Source organism: Ruminococcus sp. Marseille-P328, from assembly GCF_964249465.1.
GTDB lineage: Bacteria > Bacillota > Clostridia > Lachnospirales > Lachnospiraceae > Blautia_A > Blautia_A faecis.
Genome location: NZ_CAXUBQ010000002.1, coordinates 42,823 through 59,684, shown reverse-complemented (window position 1 = coordinate 59,684; position 16,862 = coordinate 42,823). Strand labels below are relative to the sequence as shown.

Below are 16,862 nucleotides of genomic sequence, written 5' to 3'. Positions count from 1 at the left end.
TGTTTGAAAAAAAGCTTTCTGTAAGACGTGCGTCACAATTTTGGCGTGCAGTTTGCAATAATGCTTTTTCAAACAGGCTCTAATGCCATAATAATTTTCTTTCTATAAGAAATCAATACCTAAATAAAATTAACACCTGCTATTTCAAACACGCTCTAGTTCCCTATCTTCGTCCTGTCATACATCTCCCTAAACTCCGTAGGCGTACAATTATTCATCAGCTTAAACATCCTAAGAAACGCCGACAGACTGGAAAAGCCTGACTTAAATGCCACCTCCGTCACACTCACTCCCGGATCCTGCAGCAACGTTTTTGCAAATTCAATTCTCTTCTGATTCAAATACTTATAAAACGTAGAATCTGTATACTGCTTAAACAACCTGGAAAAATGATACTTACTGAATCCTGCCTGGGAAGCCACTCCCTCCAGGCTCAAATCTTCCGCAAAATGATTGTTAATATAATCTGTAACCAGGATAAACTTCTCCACATATTCCTTCTGCCTGCTGTTTGCTCCGTTTTCTTTCTGCTGTCCCGCTACAGTATGTGCATTTACACGCTGTCTTCCAACGCATGTAAGAATCTCAAGGAATTTCGAAATAATCATAGTTTCCAGATAGGGAGACTCACCGAAATATTCCTCTTTGATTTCCAGCATAAGCGTTTTTACTTTTTCATAAATCTGCGGATACCCCTCCGGTGTAATCAAAGTAGCCGGGGTTATAATCATAGTAAGCAAGTTCAGCTCCTTGGTAGAAATATTGTTCAGACACGGCTGAAAAATAATCCGCTCTCCGCTTTCCGGAGCAAAAAGCTCATGAAGCATACACGGACCGATAATCAGCACATCCCCCTCACGCAGATTGTATTCCTTTCCACCGCACAGTGCCTTATAGCCATTTACGATTGGCATAAGTACCTCGAAGGAGGTATGCCAGTGCGGTGGGTAATTCTCGTATTCATCATTATAATAGAGACAAACCTGCTCATCCTCCCGGAAATCTACTGTTTCATGTATTCCACTAAGCTTATGTATCATTTCCCCATGCTCCTTCCCTGTATATTCTTATTATAATGCTCCTGAGTTTCACCCTTTTACCAGAGCATGTTTGAATTTTCCCAACATATATCATTTTCCGACGGTCAGTATCAAATATTGTCATTTAGTTCTCAAATATTGCGTTTTTCAATATGTTTGTATTGTATCAAATGTTGCTTTTTTTATCAATATATAGCCAAATTTATATTTTAAATCTAAATAAGTATCGTTTATCTTTGTCTATATTGCATAATTTTCTATGTTTCAAATTATATACTTTGACATGTACTTGTTTTTGTACAATTTTAGATAGCAATAATTGATAGTAAACAAACAAGAATTAGAAAGAAAACCCAGGCAATCTCTGCTATAGTAAGAATTACCAAATACGAGATCTAAATTTTTAAAAGGAGGTTCAATATGAACAAGAAACGAGCACTTTCAATATTAATGGCTGCAGCAATGGCAGCTGGAACACTGGTTACATCTGTACCGGTTTATGCTGATGATGTTGAAGAAATCACATGGATGTTCTGGGATGACCTGGAAGCTACGGAAGATCTTATTTCCAAAGGTTACAAAGAAGTCATTGATCGTTTCAACGAAGAGTACGATGGCAAATATCACGTAACTCCGATCACCACCAACCTGGAAGAGTATGATGGCAAGCTGAACGCACTGATCGCAGCCGGACAGACACCGGACGTTTACATCTGTAACCCTGGTCCAAACATGGACGTATATGTAAATGCAGGCGCAGCAGCTGATCTTACCGATATCCTTGAGAATCAGGAAGCAGACTGGTACGCATCCTTTACAGATGGTATCTTCGAAAGAATGACCTATGACGGAAAGATCATGGCAGTTCCTACCAACTTCGCAGCAGCCTGCGTTTACTACAACACCGAGATGTTTGCAGATGCTGGCGTAGAAGTTCCTACCACATACGACGAACTGATTGCTGCATGCCAGAAGCTTCAGGATGCCGGCTACACACCAATCTCCTGCTCCGCTGGTACCGCATGGTGCTTATCCATGATCGCCGGTTATCTGTGTGACCGTCAAGGCGTTGACCTTGCAGCTATCGCAGACCATACCGCTAACTGGACAGATGAGAACTGCATTGAAGCAGGCACCAAGTTAAAAGACCTTTCCCAATATTTCCAGGCTACAGCAGCCGGAGATTCCAACGACCAGGCTACAGCAGCTTTCTATAACGGCGAAGCAGCTATGCTGGTTCAGGGTTCCTGGGCAATCGCACAGATCAATGGTAACAACCCGGATTTCGAGTCCAAATGTGGTGTATTCCAGTTCCCTGGAATCGACGGTGCAAATGACCCGAACCGTATGATTGTTAAGACTGATAACCTTCTTATGAGCTCCACAACAGAGCATCAGGACGCAGCTATCGCTCTTATGAAAATGTTCACAGACGAGACAGCTCAGAAATACACAGCAGAAGTCGGCGGCAAATTCCCAATCGTCAAAGACCTTGAGATCGACTATGACAAAGCTCCTGCACAGCTGAAATATGTTCAGGATATCATGGCCAAAGCAACTGGTACATTCGGATTCTACAATGAGTCCCTTGCATCTGTAGAAGCTGGTGACTGCTTTGATAACGCAATGGTTGACATCTTCCTTGGAAACCAGACACCTGAAGAAGCATTCCAGACTGTACAGACATTCTATGAGGAGAACGTTTGGGAATAATCCCTGCTATCTTTTATCAAGAATGGTACTGTCCATTATAACGGACAGTTAATTCAGACAGGCACATGGCTGCCGCGGAACGGACTAAGGCATGTTCCGCGGCAGTCTTTTTACTCAAAACACCGGTCGTACCTTTCAAACGGCCCCGATTCTTCCTGAAACCATGAGTATGTTTATTTTGAAGCAGACTCCCAGCCGGTTTCAGCAACATTCGACGGAAGGAGATATTATGGATAAAATTCTGCGCGACAAAAAAGCCATTTTCGTATTTATCGCCCCGGCGCTGATCATGTTCCTTCTGGTCCTGATCATCCCGACAGTACAGATGGTTTACTACTCACTCTGCGATTACGCAGCACTTACACCCCCTGAATTTGTGGGATTAAAAAACTATAAGAAACTGTTTTTCGGTGACGCCACATTCCGTATTGCCCTGAAAAACTCCATCTTTTTCATGATCTTTTCAGCAGTCACACAGCAGATCTTCGGTCTTTTACTTGCTGTTATGCTCACCAACATCCCGAAAGGCCGCAACATTTTCAAGAACATTTATTATCTTCCATGCGTACTTTCCTCCGCAGCACTTGGACTTCTCTGGTCTTTCCTTTTCAATCCGAGAATCGGTATCAACAATCTTCTTGCCAAATTCGGCATTGAAGGACCTCTGTGGCTGATGGACTCTACCGGATTTATTGTACTTCCCATGTGGGTTATCGCATTTGTTGCCCTGTGGCAGTACCTTGGTCAGAATATGATGCTTTATATGGCACAGATCACCGGAATTTCCCGTGATATTTATGAAGCTTCCTATATAGACGGCGCGTCAAAGGTAAAAGCATTCCGCTATATCACCCTTCCGCTGATCAAACCAATGATGATCACATCACTTTCCCTGAACTGTATCGGTTCTCTGAAGTTCTTCGACCTGGTTTACAACATGACTCAGGGTGGTCCGAACCACAGAACAGAAGTCCTTGCAACTGAGCTTTATGCAGAAGGTTTCAACTATTTCAAATACGGCTACGCCAGCGCCATTTCCGTAGTTCTCCTAGTGCTCTGCCTGCTTGTAACCCTTCTGGTAAAGAAAGTCATCAAAGTTGAAACTTACGAGTCATAAGGAGGTGGGAAAATGAGCAACGTAAAAGTAAAAGCTCCGAAAAAGCCGGTAAAACCGGTAATCGTAGTGATTTATATCCTGCTGGTGATCCTGGCAGTTGTTTATCTGGCACCACTTCTGTGGATGTTATCCGTATCTTTGAAAGATAACGCTGGCGTTATGTCAGCACCATTTTCCCTGCCGGATGTGTTCCATTTCGAAAACTATCAGCAGGCCTGGCAGATGGGAAAACTTGGTACTGCGCTGGTAAACTCTGTTCTGGTCTGCGGTGTCACGCTGATTATCAGCCTGTTCTTCGGCGCCATGGCAGCTTTTGCCATCGCCAGAATGCGCTGGAAATTATCGGAATTCATGCACACCTTCTTCCTCATCGGAATGATGGTTCCAGTACATTGTGTTCTGATTCCTCTTTTTGTAAGATTTGCGAAACTTGGTCTTACCAATTCCCAGGGCGGATTGATGATTCCTTATATTACCTTCTCCCTGCCAATGACCATTTTCCTGCTTACCGGATTTTTCCGTTCCATGCCAGGAGAAATGTTCGAGGCTGCTGCCATTGACGGCTGCGGAATCTACGGATGCTTTTTCCGGATCGCACTGCCACTTTGCAGAACCGGTTTCTTCGTATCCGGTCTGATGACCTTCATCAACAACTGGAACGAGCTGCTTCTTGCCATGGTATTTATCTCTGATCCTATGAAAAAGACACTGCCGGTTACACTGACCTATTTCGTTGGTCCTTACGCAACCAACTATGTGCAGATGTTTGCTGCGATCATTATCGCAATCGCACCTACCGTTGTTGTTTACTCACTATTCAGTAACCAGATCGTAGAAGGTCTTACCACAGGTGCAGTAAAAGGATGATATGCAGCCCGAAAACTCACACTCGCTTTACAACGTAACCTGCTATTTGTGGGTCACAAACCTTATATGGCTCAATGTTTTACAGTCACCATGAATTCGCAACAAGGAGAAACATTATGGATAGAAAAAAGGCTAGAAAAAAAGCGACCGAACTGGTCAGCCAGATGACCTTAGAGGAAAAAGCAAGTCAGCTACGCTATGACGCACCTGCAATCAAGCGGCTTGGCATCCCCGCCTACAACTGGTGGAATGAAGCGCTCCACGGAGTTGCCCGCGCCGGACAGGCCACAATTTTCCCGCAGGCAATTGGACTTGGCGCCACTTTTGACACCGAACTTCTGGGACAGATTGCAGATACCATTGCTACCGAAGGTCGTGCCAAATACAATGCATATTCCCAGGAAGAAGACCGTGACATTTACAAAGGTCTTACCTTCTGGTCGCCAAACGTAAATATTTTCCGTGATCCAAGATGGGGACGGGGACATGAAACTTACGGTGAAGATCCTTACCTTACGAAAGAGTTGGGAGTCTCTTTTGTAAAAGGGCTCCAGGGCGATGGCAAAGTTATGAAAGCCGCTGCCTGCGCCAAGCACTTTGCAGTCCATTCCGGTCCGGAGGCCATCCGCCATGAATTTGACGCAATCGCAACTCCGAAGGATATGGAAGAAACTTACCTCCCAGCATTTGAAGCTTTAACCAGAGAAGCGGACGTGGAAGGCTTCATGGGTGCCTACAATCGCACCAACGGAGAGCCCTGCTGCGGAAGTCCTTCCCTTCAGAAAATACTTCGCGGCGACTGGGGCTTCCAGGGATATTTCGTTTCCGACTGCTGGGCCATCAAGGATTTCCACGAGCATCATATGGTAACCAGCACCCCGGCAGAGTCGGCTGCATTAGCACTGAACAATGGCTGCGATCTGAACTGCGGAAACACTTATCTTCACATTTTGAAAGCTTATGAAAAAGGACTGATCTCCGAGGATACCATCACGGAATCCGCCATCCGCCTTTTCACTACCAGATATCTGCTGGGATTATTTGAAGAAACGGAATACGACAAAATTCCTTATTCTGAGGTGGAGTCACCTGCCCATCTGGCACTTTCCCAAAAAGCTGCTGAAGAAAGCTTTGTACTTCTGAAAAACAATGGGATCCTGCCTTTGAACAAAGAGAAGATCAAAACAGTTGGAATCGTTGGACCAAATGCAGACAGCCGTAAGGCTCTGGTAGGCAATTATCACGGTACAGCTTCCCGCTACTGCACGATCCAGGAAGGTATTCAGGATTACCTTGGAGATGATGTACGTGTGCTTGCCTCTGTAGGATGTGACCTTTTCCGCGACCGCACCGAGCATCTTGCTTTTACTCAGGACAGACTTGCGGAAGCGAAAATCGTTGCAGAAAACAGCGATATCGTAATTCTCTGCGTGGGGCTTGATGAAACACTGGAGGGTGAAGAAGGAGATACCGGAAACAGCTATGCTTCCGGTGACAAAGAGACCTTGCAGCTTCCACAGGTTCAGCTGGATCTGATGGAAGCCATGGCTGAATCCGGCAAACCGGTTGTTCTTTGCTTGATGGCAGGAAGTGACATTGATCTTTCTTATGCAGAAGAACATTTTGATGCAGTGATGGTTCTGTGGTACCCAGGTGCTGAAGGTGGAAAAGCCGCCGCAAGAGTACTGTTCGGAGATGTCTCCCCATCCGGCAAATTACCAGTGACCTTCTACAATACCCTGGAAGAGCTTCCGGATTTTACAGATTATGCCATGAAGGGACGTACTTACCGCTATATGGAGAATAAGGCGCAGTTCCCATTTGGATATGGATTGACTTATGGGAAGGTAGTAGTGACAGATGCAGTTGTCAGCGAAAACAGCGCAGCCGACACAAATGGTACAAGTGTTTCCGGCAAGGCAGGTTTCGAAAGCGGCACTAATACCACAGCAGCACCAGTTACAATCCAGGCCACTGTCACCAACCAGGGCGCAATTGATACCCGGGATGTGGTTCAGGTTTACATAAAGAATGCAGATTCTTCTCTGGCCGTTCCAAACCCGGAGCTTGCTGCTTTCACTCCTGTTTTCCTGAAAGCAGGCGAAACAAAAACCGTCACACTTTCCATTGCTCCAAAGGCCTTCACCGTAGTAGATGAAACTGGAGCAAGAACAGAGGACGGCAGCCACTTCCATATTTACGTTGGCTGTACACAGCCGGACGAGAGAAGTGTGGAACTTACAGGTGTGAAACCAGTGGAAATTGAATATAGTAAATGATCTTTATAAGGCGAACTACTATCTTAGTCGTTCGTCTTATATTTTTACTCCTTTAAAAGCATCGAATATTAAGTAACCGCCATTCATACCTATCTCAAAGTACAAACAGCGGTCACACAATTCATCTCAGTTTTCACTCAATATTTTCCTGTCCGTAATAAGCATTTGCACCATGTTTTCTATAGTAATGCTTATCCTGAAGCTCCTGCGGAGCAGGTTTCACATTCGGATTGATCAGCTCACAGCGGGAAGCCATCTTGGCAACCTCTTCCAGAACTACTGCATTATGCACTGCCTCGTGCGCATCCTTGCCCCATGTGAAAGGACCATGATTCTTGCAAAGAACAGCCGGAACAGCCTCATAATCTCTCTTCTTGAAATAGTCGGCAATGAGAATACCAGTATTCTTCTCATAAGCTTCCGCAATCTCACTCTTATCCAGATTACGGACGCATGGAACCTCACCGTAAATATAATCAGCATGAGTGGTTCCATAGCATGGAATTGCGCGGCCGGCCTGTGCCCAGCTGGTAGCCCAGGAGGAATGAGTATGTACGATTCCACCGATCTTCGGGAAAGCATTGTACAGAACTACATGGGTCGGAGTATCAGATGATGGGTTATATTTACCTTCTACTTTATTACCTTCCAGGTCTACAACTACCATATCTTCCGGTGTCAGTTTCTCATATTCCACACCACTTGGCTTGATTACGAAAAGACCTTTTTCACGATCAATTCCACTTACATTTCCCCAGGTAAAAGTAACCAGGCCGTATTTCGGCAGGTCCATATTTGCTTTGTAAACTTCTTCTTTTAATTTTTCAAGCATAGCTGTATCCTCCTTTTTATACATGCAAATGTCTTATATTTTTCATAAAAACTTGTATCTTATAGTTTTCATAAAATTTCATCACTCATAAAGCGGAATCTCATAGCCCCAGGATTTCCTGATTCCATCCATGATTTCCATCACACGCACAGTCTCATCATGAGGCATTTCCGGGCATTCCTTTTCGCCCTGTGCGATTGCTCTGGCGCAGGCCTCAACCTCATACTCATAGCCTGTGATCTGTGCCGGAGGCAAATAAGCTGCAACCTCCTTATGCTCCTTGTCAAACACTGTGATTTTCTCCGGATTATTAATATTCTGCACCTGAATATAACCTTTGGTTCCAAAAATACTTCCCATTCTGTCAGAAATTTCACGGGCACCACACTGCAAGGTAGCCATGCGGTCGCCTTCAAATACCATAGCAATCGTATCCAGCATATCCACACCTTCACGGAAAATAGCAGTTGCCTGTACATCCTTCAACTTATCCCCAAGAACCATGCTTGCGAAATTAATGGTATAAACACCAACATCCAGAAGCGCACCGCCTGCCAGCTCCGGCTTACGGATACGTTCCACCTCACTGATGGCATAGTTCAGATTGGCTGTAACAGCTGTCACCTCACCGATCACACCGCTTGAAATAATATCATCGATCATCTTTCTGGATGGCATATATCTGGTCCAGATTGCCTCTGTGATCAGCAGGTTTTTCTCTTTCGCCAGGGCAAAAAGCTTTCTTGCCTGGTCTGCATTTACAGTAAACGCCTTTTCACAAAGCACATTTTTTCCTGCCTCCAGGCACATCTTTGCATGAAGATAATGATGGGAATGAGGGGTTGCAATATAAACCAGATCCACCTGCGGGTCTGCAAGCATTTCCTCATAAGAGCCATAAGCCTTGGAAAAACCGTATTTCTCGGCAAAAGCCTGCGCCCGTTCAAAGCTTCTGGCTGCCACTGCGTAATTCTCCACATCCTTCATTCCAGCTACTGTTTTCGCCATCTGAACTGCAATTCCTCCAGCTCCAAGTATTCCAATTTTCATTTATGTAAACCGCCTTTCTAATAAAATTTCCTGTTTCGCCATTCTCAACTGACCTCCCTGTATGGAGATATCTCTAAAGCGATACAGTTATTTCGCTCACATGATATTCATATAGTCTCACCTCATGCAGACATAAACTCTACAATCGCATAAGGTTCGCCATTCTCCGTGGAAAGCGCAACCGTAACCTTTCCCATTTCCAGCTTCACTGCCGGATAAAAAACGTCTCCAAGCAGTGCCTGCTTCTTATATTCTGCCCTCATCTGGCGGATTTCAAAGCCTTCTGGCAGATAGTCTGCCCCCATGCGGATATACTGACAATTATTAACATGGTGATGGGTGTCCAGATGATGTTTCTGTATTGCAAAAGACTCCTGAGCTTCCATCCCTTCCGGAAGGGCAATCTTACGTGGCGCATAATCCATCTCCAGCTTTTCATCCAGTTCGTATCCTCTGGTGTCTTCGTCTGTAAGTCTGGCCGGCAGACCGGTCTCTGTATCAATATTGGTCCAGATACTGTTTGCATAGGATAAAAGCTCTCCATCTTCTGTTTTCAGAGTGAAGTTACGCATTCCAAGAAAGCCTTTGAAGCCATATGGCGCCGTTGATGCCACAATCGTCTCTCCCAATCCCGGATATCGGTTCACCACAATCTGCCAGGATGACAACACCCAGGCTCTCTGGCGTTCCTCCAGCGCCTTCATTCCCTGCCCTATATTCTCAGATTGAAAGGTGCAGCAATCCTGATAATAATTCTGAATTCCAGGAAGAGTCAGGCAACCATCTTCGCCTATTTCACTGTATCTGACACGGCCTTTAAAACTGTAACTCATGTTATGTCAATCTCCATTCTAGAGCCTGTTTGAAAAATCATTCCCGCAATCTGCACGCCCCACTTTGTGGGAGATTTTGCAGAAAGCCTTTTTCAAACACGCTCTATTTTCTTGTCCGCAAATTTTACTTCATTATATAACAAATCCAGCAATAAAGATATGAAAATGTAGATTTTTTTTGTGAAAATCCCCTTGATTCTGCACCCTTTACCATGTACAATAAAGGTATAAATAAAAACAGCAAACGCTTATATATGTCCATAATCTGGTTGGACGTTTCTACCAACTACCCTAATAGTTGTCTATAAGCTGCATGCGAAGAGGTATGTAGGTATGGCATTTTCCGGGTGGTTTTTTTATTGCTGAATCAGCCCGAAATCACATTTTGCATGTTTCCGGCAGTACGTTCTCAGCCGCAAACTATCCCGGAGTTTTACTTTGCCTCGCCTCTGGCAGAAAGGATGGTCTGATATGAAAAAAGATTTGTTTGCTTTGAAAGGTACAATTTGTTACAGCAAGAATCAGAAAGAACTTGTTTTTCATGAAAACTCTTATGTAGTCTGTGAAAACAGTCTCTGTGCTGGTATTTTTTCCCAGCTTCCGGCAGAATATAAGGACATTCCGGTAGAAGACATGGGTGATCGACTGATCATCCCAGGATTCACTGACCTTCATCTGCACGCTCCCCAGTACGCTTACCGCGGAACCGGCATGGATCTGGAGCTGCTGGACTGGCTGAACACCATCACTTTCCCACAGGAAGCCAAGTACGCTGACCTGTCCTATGCGAAAAAGGCTTACTCCATTTTCGTGGATGACTTAAAGCACAGCTTCACCACCAGAGCCTGCATTTTCGCCACCTTGCACCGTCCGGCAACGGAGCTTCTCATGGACATGCTGGAGGAAAGCGGCCTGACAACTATGGTTGGAAAAGTAAATATGGATCGCAATGGAGCACCGGAGCTTCAGGAGAAAAGCGCACAGACTTCTGCACAGGATACACGCCAGTGGCTGGAAGAGATCAAGGGACGTTACGACCACACCTACCCGATCCTTACCCCACGTTTTACCCCATCCTGTACGGATGAGCTGATGACCGAGCTGGGAAAAATCCAGCGGGAATACCACATTCCAATTCAGTCTCATCTGTCTGAAAATTTCGGGGAAATTGCATGGGTAAAGGAGCTTTGTCCCACAAGCAGATTTTATGGGGATGCGTATGATATGTTTGGATTGTTTGGAACGAAACCTGCAGCAAATGAAGAAGTCTCCAATCCTGCTTCTGCAAGCAGCAATACATGCCCTACTATCATGGCCCACTGTGTTCATTCCACAGATGAGGAAATCCAGATGATCAAAGACCAGGGTGTTTACATCGCCCATTGCCCGGAATCCAACACCGACATTGCTTCCGGAATCGCTCCCATCCGCCGTTATCTTGACATGGGACTTCACGTAGGTCTTGGAACTGATGTTGCCGGTGGATTTTCCCTTTCCATGTTCCGCGCAATTGCCGATGCCATCCAGGTTTCCAAGCTCCGCTGGCGCCTGATGGACCAGACCCAGGCCCCGGTTACTCTGGAAGAAGCCTTCTACATGGCTACGATCGGTGGTGGCTCCTTCTTCGGAAAAGTCGGCAGCTTCGAAAAAGGCTATGAATTCGACGCCATGATCCTGGACGACAGCAATATCCGTCATCCTCAGGAAATCTCCACCCGTGACAGACTGGAAAGGCTTGTTTATCTGTCCGACGACCGCAATTTGGTTGGGAAATATGTACAGGGACGGAAAGTAATTTAAATTTCAGATTTTCAAAATTACGCTTTGATATTTTCTTAAATAATGGTAATCTAGAGCGTATTTGAAAAAGGCTTTCTGCAAGATGTGCGTCACAATTTGTGGGAAATTTCGCTCGGATGAGGGCGCCGTAGCGGGCTACGGCAACCGAATTCGGGTGAAATCTCCCGCAAAGTGGGGCGTACAGATTGCGGGAATAATTTTTCAAACACGCTCTAGTCAATATGGCGGTTACTTAATATTCGCTGTCCCCAGATACTCCCGTATCCGCGCCTCATTCATATTCTCCCCGATCACGATCACGACTTCCTGGCCTGCGGAAATGGGCCTTAGGGAAAATTCTTTACGGGTGGCGTTTAATTCCAGCCAGTTATTGTCGGCGGACACTTTCTGAGCGGAGCCCGAATTCATTTTTTCGTTTTCGGTTACCGCGGCAGCATTTTCTTCTAATTTCACAAAGCCCTTAATTCGGAAAACATCCCCACATTCCGGATCATCCAGAATCTGATGCGCTGCTTTCTCCAACTGTGTCTCGGAAATCTTCAGCTCCATAAAATACAATGACTGGAACCCTTCTTTCTCATCAAAACACTGTTTCTCGAAATCTTCCATCACATACCCGCTGTTGAAAATCCTCTGAAAATCCTCATCTGTAAACTTTTCCCAATTCTTATTCAGTATCTCATTTTCCGTAAAACGTCGTTTGCATTTCACGCTTTCCAGTGCGCGATTCAGATGTTTCACAGTTCCACTAATCTCTTCCTCAGATGCCTCCTGGCTCTTGCTCAGAACAATACAACCTGCATCAGCCGCCTCTGAAGCCAGAATATACTCTGCCTGTGGCTGCAGCTTCTCCTCCAGTCTGGCATCCAGAATGGTAATCACATTTCCAATCTGATACCACTTATCCAACGGCTCTTCATAAAGGGCATCGAAAAACTCATCCACATCAAAAATCCCGGAAGGCTCAATGAGAACTCTGTCATATCCGCACATTCCCATTGCGATCAGCTTGGTCTTGAAACGTCTTCTGTGGCAGTCCGCATCACATCCACCTGAAACCATTTCCAGCTCGCAGTTCTCACCTTCCAGATCATGAAGCAGCATCATGTCCACATTCACTGCACCAAAATCATTCTCCAGAATTCCAATATTCTGCCCCTGACTCATCAGCCATGCAGCATATTTCTTTATGAAAGTCGTTTTTCCTGAGCCAAGAAAGCCTGTAATTAAATCAACTTTAACCATTTTTTAATCTTCAACCTCACTTTTCAATATAAAGCTGGCCTGGAACCTGTTGCCGACCGCTTCGAAGTGACTGGCTCCGCCATGTTTTTCGCAAAGTTTTTTCATGGAAAGAATGCCGATTCCTTCCTGTTTGTTTTGCCGTTTTTTTGAGTAAATTTTCCCATTTTCCTGGAATAATATTCCATCAAAAGAATTGTCTACCGTAATCAGAAGCATGTCGTGTTTCTTCTCCGTAGCAACTTCAATAAAGCGTTTTCCCTCATACTGACCGGCGGCAGTCACCGCATTATCCAGGGCATTGCCCAGAATTGTACAAAAATCAGTATCCGGAATAGCAATATCTTTCAGATAGCAGCATACGGAAAGCTCGATATTTTTCGCCCTGGCAATACAGCCGTAATGATAAAGGACGCCGTCTGCCGCGGCGTTTCCTGTATATGGAATTGTTACTTTTCCCATATCTTCCAGTTCCAGATCATCACAATATCCCCGCAAGCCCTCCATATCATTTTTATCAAGAAAACCTTTAATAGCTGCTACCTGATGACGAAAATTATGGCGTGCTTCACGTTCTGCCAGAACCTGCTCCGTGAGCGCATGATAGTAGCCTTTCTGCTGATCGATCTGCCGGTTCAGTTCTTTTTCATTCAGAAAATGCTGCTGATCATAAGACACCGCAAAGCAAATCAGCAATGTGGCGACGCCGATCAGACATTTACTCAACATTTGGGGAAAAGTGGTAGTGTAGATATCCACTCCTTCTGAAAATATACTGGAAAAAAACATGGCAATAGGAATGAACCATAAGGTCTCCCAATAATTTTGGCATTCAATTTCAAGGAATGGTGTTACTGTATAACGGAGCAGGCTGCTAAGCAGCGGATATAGAAGCGCATACACTACAATTGCAATTGCGCTGGTTTCTGCAATTCCAATCGCATTTCCCTGCATTCCCAAAAGTGAACTGACATAAGCTCCGATTGACAGTGCAATCATGACAATATCTGCCACAATTCCAAATACAAACAAATGCACCTTGGTGTATCCAGGGACAAGCCAGATATTTACAGCAGCCATTACAATACAGAAAGCAATCAGATTTATCTTATAAAACGGCACGTCAATTTCCCGGTAATTTCCCACCCACATGCAGATTCCGAAGTCCACAGCCAGACCAATTGCATAGATTACAGTCAGTCTGATCCTGTCTTTATCTGAGATTTTTTCGTGAAACGGAACAATTCGCAGGATCAGAGTGGGGACATGAGCCAGGATACAGAGAAAACTTACAATTGCGATTATAATTGTATTTTCCATATATTTTTACCTCGTTTTAAAGTCCCCCGAGAGGCGGTCTGCCTCTCCGTTTTTCTTTTCCAGCCTCTTTAATTCCGGCAATATAGTCAGCAGCATTGTAACGAAACAAAGGCTTCCGCCAATTACATTAGATACCGGCTCTGCCAGGAATACTCCGTGAGTTCCCATTTTAAACACGTAGGGAAGCAGGTATGTCAACGGAACTACAATAAAAACTTTTCTCAAAAGCGAGAAGAAAATGGCCTGTTTTTTCTTATTTAAAGACTTAAAAACAGTCTGTCCAATGTACTGCAGATCCATAAAAATAAAGGCTGCAAAGTAGGTTTTCAGTGCCGGAACTGCATCCTTTATCAAGAGCTTATCGGAGCTGAAAATGGCAATCAGATAATCTGGAACAAAGATAATCACGTTCCACATTACTGCTGTATAAACCAGAACCATTACTGCCAGAGTGACCATTGCCTTGCGGACAAGCTTCGGTCTTTTTGCCCCATAATTATAGCTCAGAATAGGTGATGTTCCTTCATTTATAGCATAAATCGGCGTCTCTACCATCTGACGGACACTGGATACGATAGTCATAACAGATATGTAAACATCCCCTCCGGTGACCCCCAGAACATTGTTGCAGCAGATGGTTACCAGGCTGTTTGTCAGCTGCATAATGAAGCCTGCAGTACCAAGACTGACAATGTTTTTTGCATTCTCTTTGCAGCTTTTCAGCTCTGTTTTTTTCAAAAGCCGAGCTTTCATTTCCGCTCTTTTTTCAAGAAAAAGTAGTACATAAGCAGCTGATAAAAACTGGGAAAGAACAGTCGCAATAGCTGCTCCCTTTATTCCGAAACCAAACACAAAAATGAATAATGGATCCAGGATCAGATTGGCGACTGCACCAATTGCTACAGAAAGCATACCAGTTGTCGCGTATCCCTGTGCATTGATAAATGGGTTCATTCCTGTAGCGATCATGGATGGAACCGTTCCGATCAGGTAGATCATCATGTAGGAATATGCATAAACCAAAGCATCCTCAGATGCTCCAAAAAGTACCAGCAGAGGTCTTGCAAAAAGCATACCAGCTATCATCAGAATGATCCCGCTTCCGCACACCATAGTAAAGGAAGTGTTCATCACCTCCTGCGCTTTCTGGTTGTCTTTCTTGCCCCTGTTTATGGAAAAAACAGGCGCGCCGCCACTGCCGAACAGATTGGCGAAGGCAGTGATAATCACGATTAGCGGGAAACATAAGCCGACTGCGCCAAGCGCCGTAGTTCCCACTTCAGGGATTCTGGCGATATAGATTCTGTCTACAATATTATATAAAAGACTGAGTATCTGCGCCACCAGCATGGGGATTGCAGCGCTGAAAATGTTTCTGGTTACCGTGCCATTTTCAAAATCAATTCGTTTCATTTTGTTTCACAACTTTCTTTTTAATTCATATTTTTATAATACTCTTGTTCTGTCAGTACAAATTGTTCCATTTCTTATGGAAATCTGGTAATCTCGACATTCAGACAGTCCCCATTTTAGAAGGTTGTTTTTATGCAGAATGGGTTACTGCTGCGTAGGGCATCCTGGCCGGAAAGTGTCTTCTAACTCCAGTTTTCCGGTGCCTTTAAGTGTAAAAACTCCTGTCTCATGATATAATTTCTCCTGAAATTGTTTGAACTTTATAGGTTTATTTTGCACATTACGTGGAAAAATGTCAAGAGAAAAGGGACTATAACAGATGAATGTCACTTCATACGCAGCACGCATCTATTACAGTCCCTTATATATTCTCTTGTTACATTAATTTGATCCGCCTATTGCTTTTTCGATGTTTGAAGATCCAGCTTTCTTCGAAAACCTCCCCATAACACAAACAAATACTACATCTTCTTTATTACAATCTTTTTGCTTATGCCTCGTTTTACCAAAACCGTTTTGTAGCTCTTTGCCTTTTTCCTGGGGACGTAGACTTTCATCCTGGATGGAGTGCCTTTGAAGGCATTGGAGCCTACGTATTTGGCTTTCAGGCGGGAGGTGTAGATTCTCATTTCGTTTAACTTCTTGCAACCATAAAAGCTTTGTTTTCCGATCGCTTTTACTGAGCCGCCGATTTGTACGTAAGAGAGTTTCGTGCACTTATAAAAGGCATAGCTCTTAATCTGGATTACATTGTTTCCTATAATAGCCTTTTTCAGGTATTTATTGCTCTTGAATGCTTTGGAGGCTATTGAGGTTACTTTGTAATTCGCGCCCTTTAGATTTACGCTGTCTGGAATTGTGACAGTGCTTACTTTTTTCTTTATCGGTTTTATATACTCTACTGTGTCGGTGGCGGTAACTTTATAATATCCGTTTGTCGCTGGATGTTTCACTGTTGTGCCCACTTTATATCCAGTCGGCGCAGGTATGTTTGTCGGCGTTGCTGTTGGCACTGGCGTGTTTGTCGGCGTTGCCGTTGGTATTGGTGTATTCGTCGGTACTGGCGTGTTCGTCGGCACTGGCGTGTTTGTCGGCGTCGCCGTTGGTATTGGTGTGTTCGTCGGTACTGGCGTATTCGTCGGCACTGGCGTTGCCGTTGGCACTGGCGTGTTCGTCGGTACTGGCGTGTTTGTCGGCGTTGCCGTTGGTATTGGTGTGTTCGTCGGTACTGGCGTATTCGTCGGCACTGGCGTGTTTGTCGGTACTGGCGTGTTCGTCGGCGTTGCTGTTGGTACTGGCGTGTTTGTCGGCGTTGCCGTTGGTACCGGCATGTTCGTCGGCGTTGCCGTTGGTTTT

Annotated in this window: 15 protein-coding genes, 1 pseudogene and 1 riboswitch; of the genes and pseudogenes, 7 read left to right on the top strand and 9 right to left on the bottom strand. The window is 44.7% G+C overall.

Annotation, left to right across the window (positions count from 1 at the left end):
* Positions 1–155: 155 nt before the first annotated feature.
* Positions 156–1,040, bottom strand: a complete 885-nt coding sequence (locus ACESTK_RS02245; protein WP_226855431.1) for an AraC family transcriptional regulator — start codon at positions 1,038–1,040, stop codon at positions 156–158.
* Between the two features lie 420 nt (positions 1,041–1,460).
* Between ACESTK_RS02245 and ACESTK_RS02240 the strand changes: the two genes are divergently transcribed.
* The 4 genes from ACESTK_RS02240 to ACESTK_RS02225 all read left to right on the top strand — a co-directional run bounded on the left by ACESTK_RS02240 (position 1,461) and on the right by ACESTK_RS02225 (position 7,016).
* Positions 1,461–2,753, top strand: coding sequence for an ABC transporter substrate-binding protein (locus ACESTK_RS02240; protein ID WP_226855432.1), 1,293 nt, complete (start codon positions 1,461–1,463; stop codon positions 2,751–2,753).
* A gap of 229 nt (positions 2,754–2,982) precedes the next feature.
* Positions 2,983–3,870, top strand: coding sequence for a carbohydrate ABC transporter permease (locus ACESTK_RS02235; protein WP_148463307.1), 888 nt, complete (start codon positions 2,983–2,985; stop codon positions 3,868–3,870).
* Between the two features lie 12 nt (positions 3,871–3,882).
* Positions 3,883–4,737, top strand: a complete 855-nt coding sequence (locus tag ACESTK_RS02230) for a carbohydrate ABC transporter permease (RefSeq protein WP_373118441.1) — start codon at positions 3,883–3,885, stop codon at positions 4,735–4,737.
* A gap of 116 nt (positions 4,738–4,853) precedes the next feature.
* A complete protein-coding gene (locus ACESTK_RS02225; protein WP_368357079.1) occupies positions 4,854–7,016 on the top strand; it encodes a glycoside hydrolase family 3 C-terminal domain-containing protein in 2,163 nt (720 codons plus the stop codon).
* A gap of 133 nt (positions 7,017–7,149) precedes the next feature.
* Here ACESTK_RS02225 and ACESTK_RS02220 read toward each other — a convergent pair whose 3' ends face one another.
* The 3 genes from ACESTK_RS02220 to ACESTK_RS02210 all read right to left on the bottom strand — a co-directional run bounded on the left by ACESTK_RS02220 (position 7,150) and on the right by ACESTK_RS02210 (position 9,731).
* A complete protein-coding gene (locus ACESTK_RS02220; protein WP_118583558.1) occupies positions 7,150–7,848 on the bottom strand; it encodes an L-ribulose-5-phosphate 4-epimerase in 699 nt (232 codons plus the stop codon).
* A gap of 81 nt (positions 7,849–7,929) precedes the next feature.
* Positions 7,930–8,898 (bottom strand): Gfo/Idh/MocA family protein, encoded by a 969-nt coding sequence (locus tag ACESTK_RS02215; protein ID WP_173716963.1) that lies wholly within the window; start codon positions 8,896–8,898, stop codon positions 7,930–7,932.
* Positions 8,899–9,020: 122 nt separating this feature from the next.
* Entirely contained in the window at positions 9,021–9,731 is a 711-nt protein-coding gene (locus ACESTK_RS02210) for an acyl-[acyl-carrier-protein] thioesterase (RefSeq protein WP_195992601.1), read from the bottom strand.
* 29 nt (positions 9,732–9,760) lie between these two features.
* Here ACESTK_RS02210 and ACESTK_RS02205 point away from each other — a divergent pair, with 29 nt between their 5' ends.
* From ACESTK_RS02205 to ACESTK_RS02195, 3 genes and pseudogenes are all read left to right on the top strand, one after another.
* Entirely contained in the window at positions 9,761–9,871 is a 111-nt protein-coding gene (locus tag ACESTK_RS02205) for a DUF6783 domain-containing protein (RefSeq protein ID WP_373118436.1), read from the top strand.
* Between the two features lie 88 nt (positions 9,872–9,959).
* Positions 9,960–10,056: riboswitch (purine riboswitch) on the top strand.
* 146 nt (positions 10,057–10,202) lie between these two features.
* Positions 10,203–11,531, top strand: coding sequence for an amidohydrolase family protein (locus tag ACESTK_RS02200; protein ID WP_373118433.1), 1,329 nt, complete (start codon positions 10,203–10,205; stop codon positions 11,529–11,531).
* A 61-nt stretch (positions 11,532–11,592) separates the two neighbouring features.
* Positions 11,593–11,742: pseudogene (locus ACESTK_RS02195) on the top strand (DUF6783 domain-containing protein); the annotation flags it as partial.
* Positions 11,743–11,759: 17 nt separating this feature from the next.
* On the opposite strand, the gene ACESTK_RS02190 reads toward ACESTK_RS02195, so the two are convergent.
* The 5 genes from ACESTK_RS02190 to ACESTK_RS02170 form a co-directional block, all read right to left on the bottom strand.
* Positions 11,760–12,776 (bottom strand): GTP-binding protein, encoded by a 1,017-nt coding sequence (locus ACESTK_RS02190; RefSeq protein WP_173716961.1) that lies wholly within the window; start codon positions 12,774–12,776, stop codon positions 11,760–11,762.
* A gap of 3 nt (positions 12,777–12,779) precedes the next feature.
* Complete coding sequence (locus tag ACESTK_RS02185) at positions 12,780–14,093, bottom strand: sensor histidine kinase (RefSeq protein WP_373118430.1); 1,314 nt, start codon at positions 14,091–14,093, stop codon at positions 12,780–12,782.
* A 6-nt stretch (positions 14,094–14,099) separates the two neighbouring features.
* Positions 14,100–15,506 carry an MATE family efflux transporter gene (locus ACESTK_RS02180; protein WP_373118427.1) on the bottom strand — a complete coding sequence of 469 codons (1,407 nt, stop codon included), beginning with the start codon at positions 15,504–15,506 and terminating at the stop codon, positions 14,100–14,102.
* A gap of 461 nt (positions 15,507–15,967) precedes the next feature.
* Positions 15,968–16,459 (bottom strand): leucine-rich repeat domain-containing protein, encoded by a 492-nt coding sequence (locus tag ACESTK_RS02175; RefSeq protein WP_373118424.1) that lies wholly within the window; start codon positions 16,457–16,459, stop codon positions 15,968–15,970.
* Positions 16,460–16,472: 13 nt separating this feature from the next.
* Positions 16,473–16,862: hypothetical protein (locus ACESTK_RS02170; protein ID WP_373118421.1), on the bottom strand; the 390-nt coding region annotated here is incomplete at its 5' end.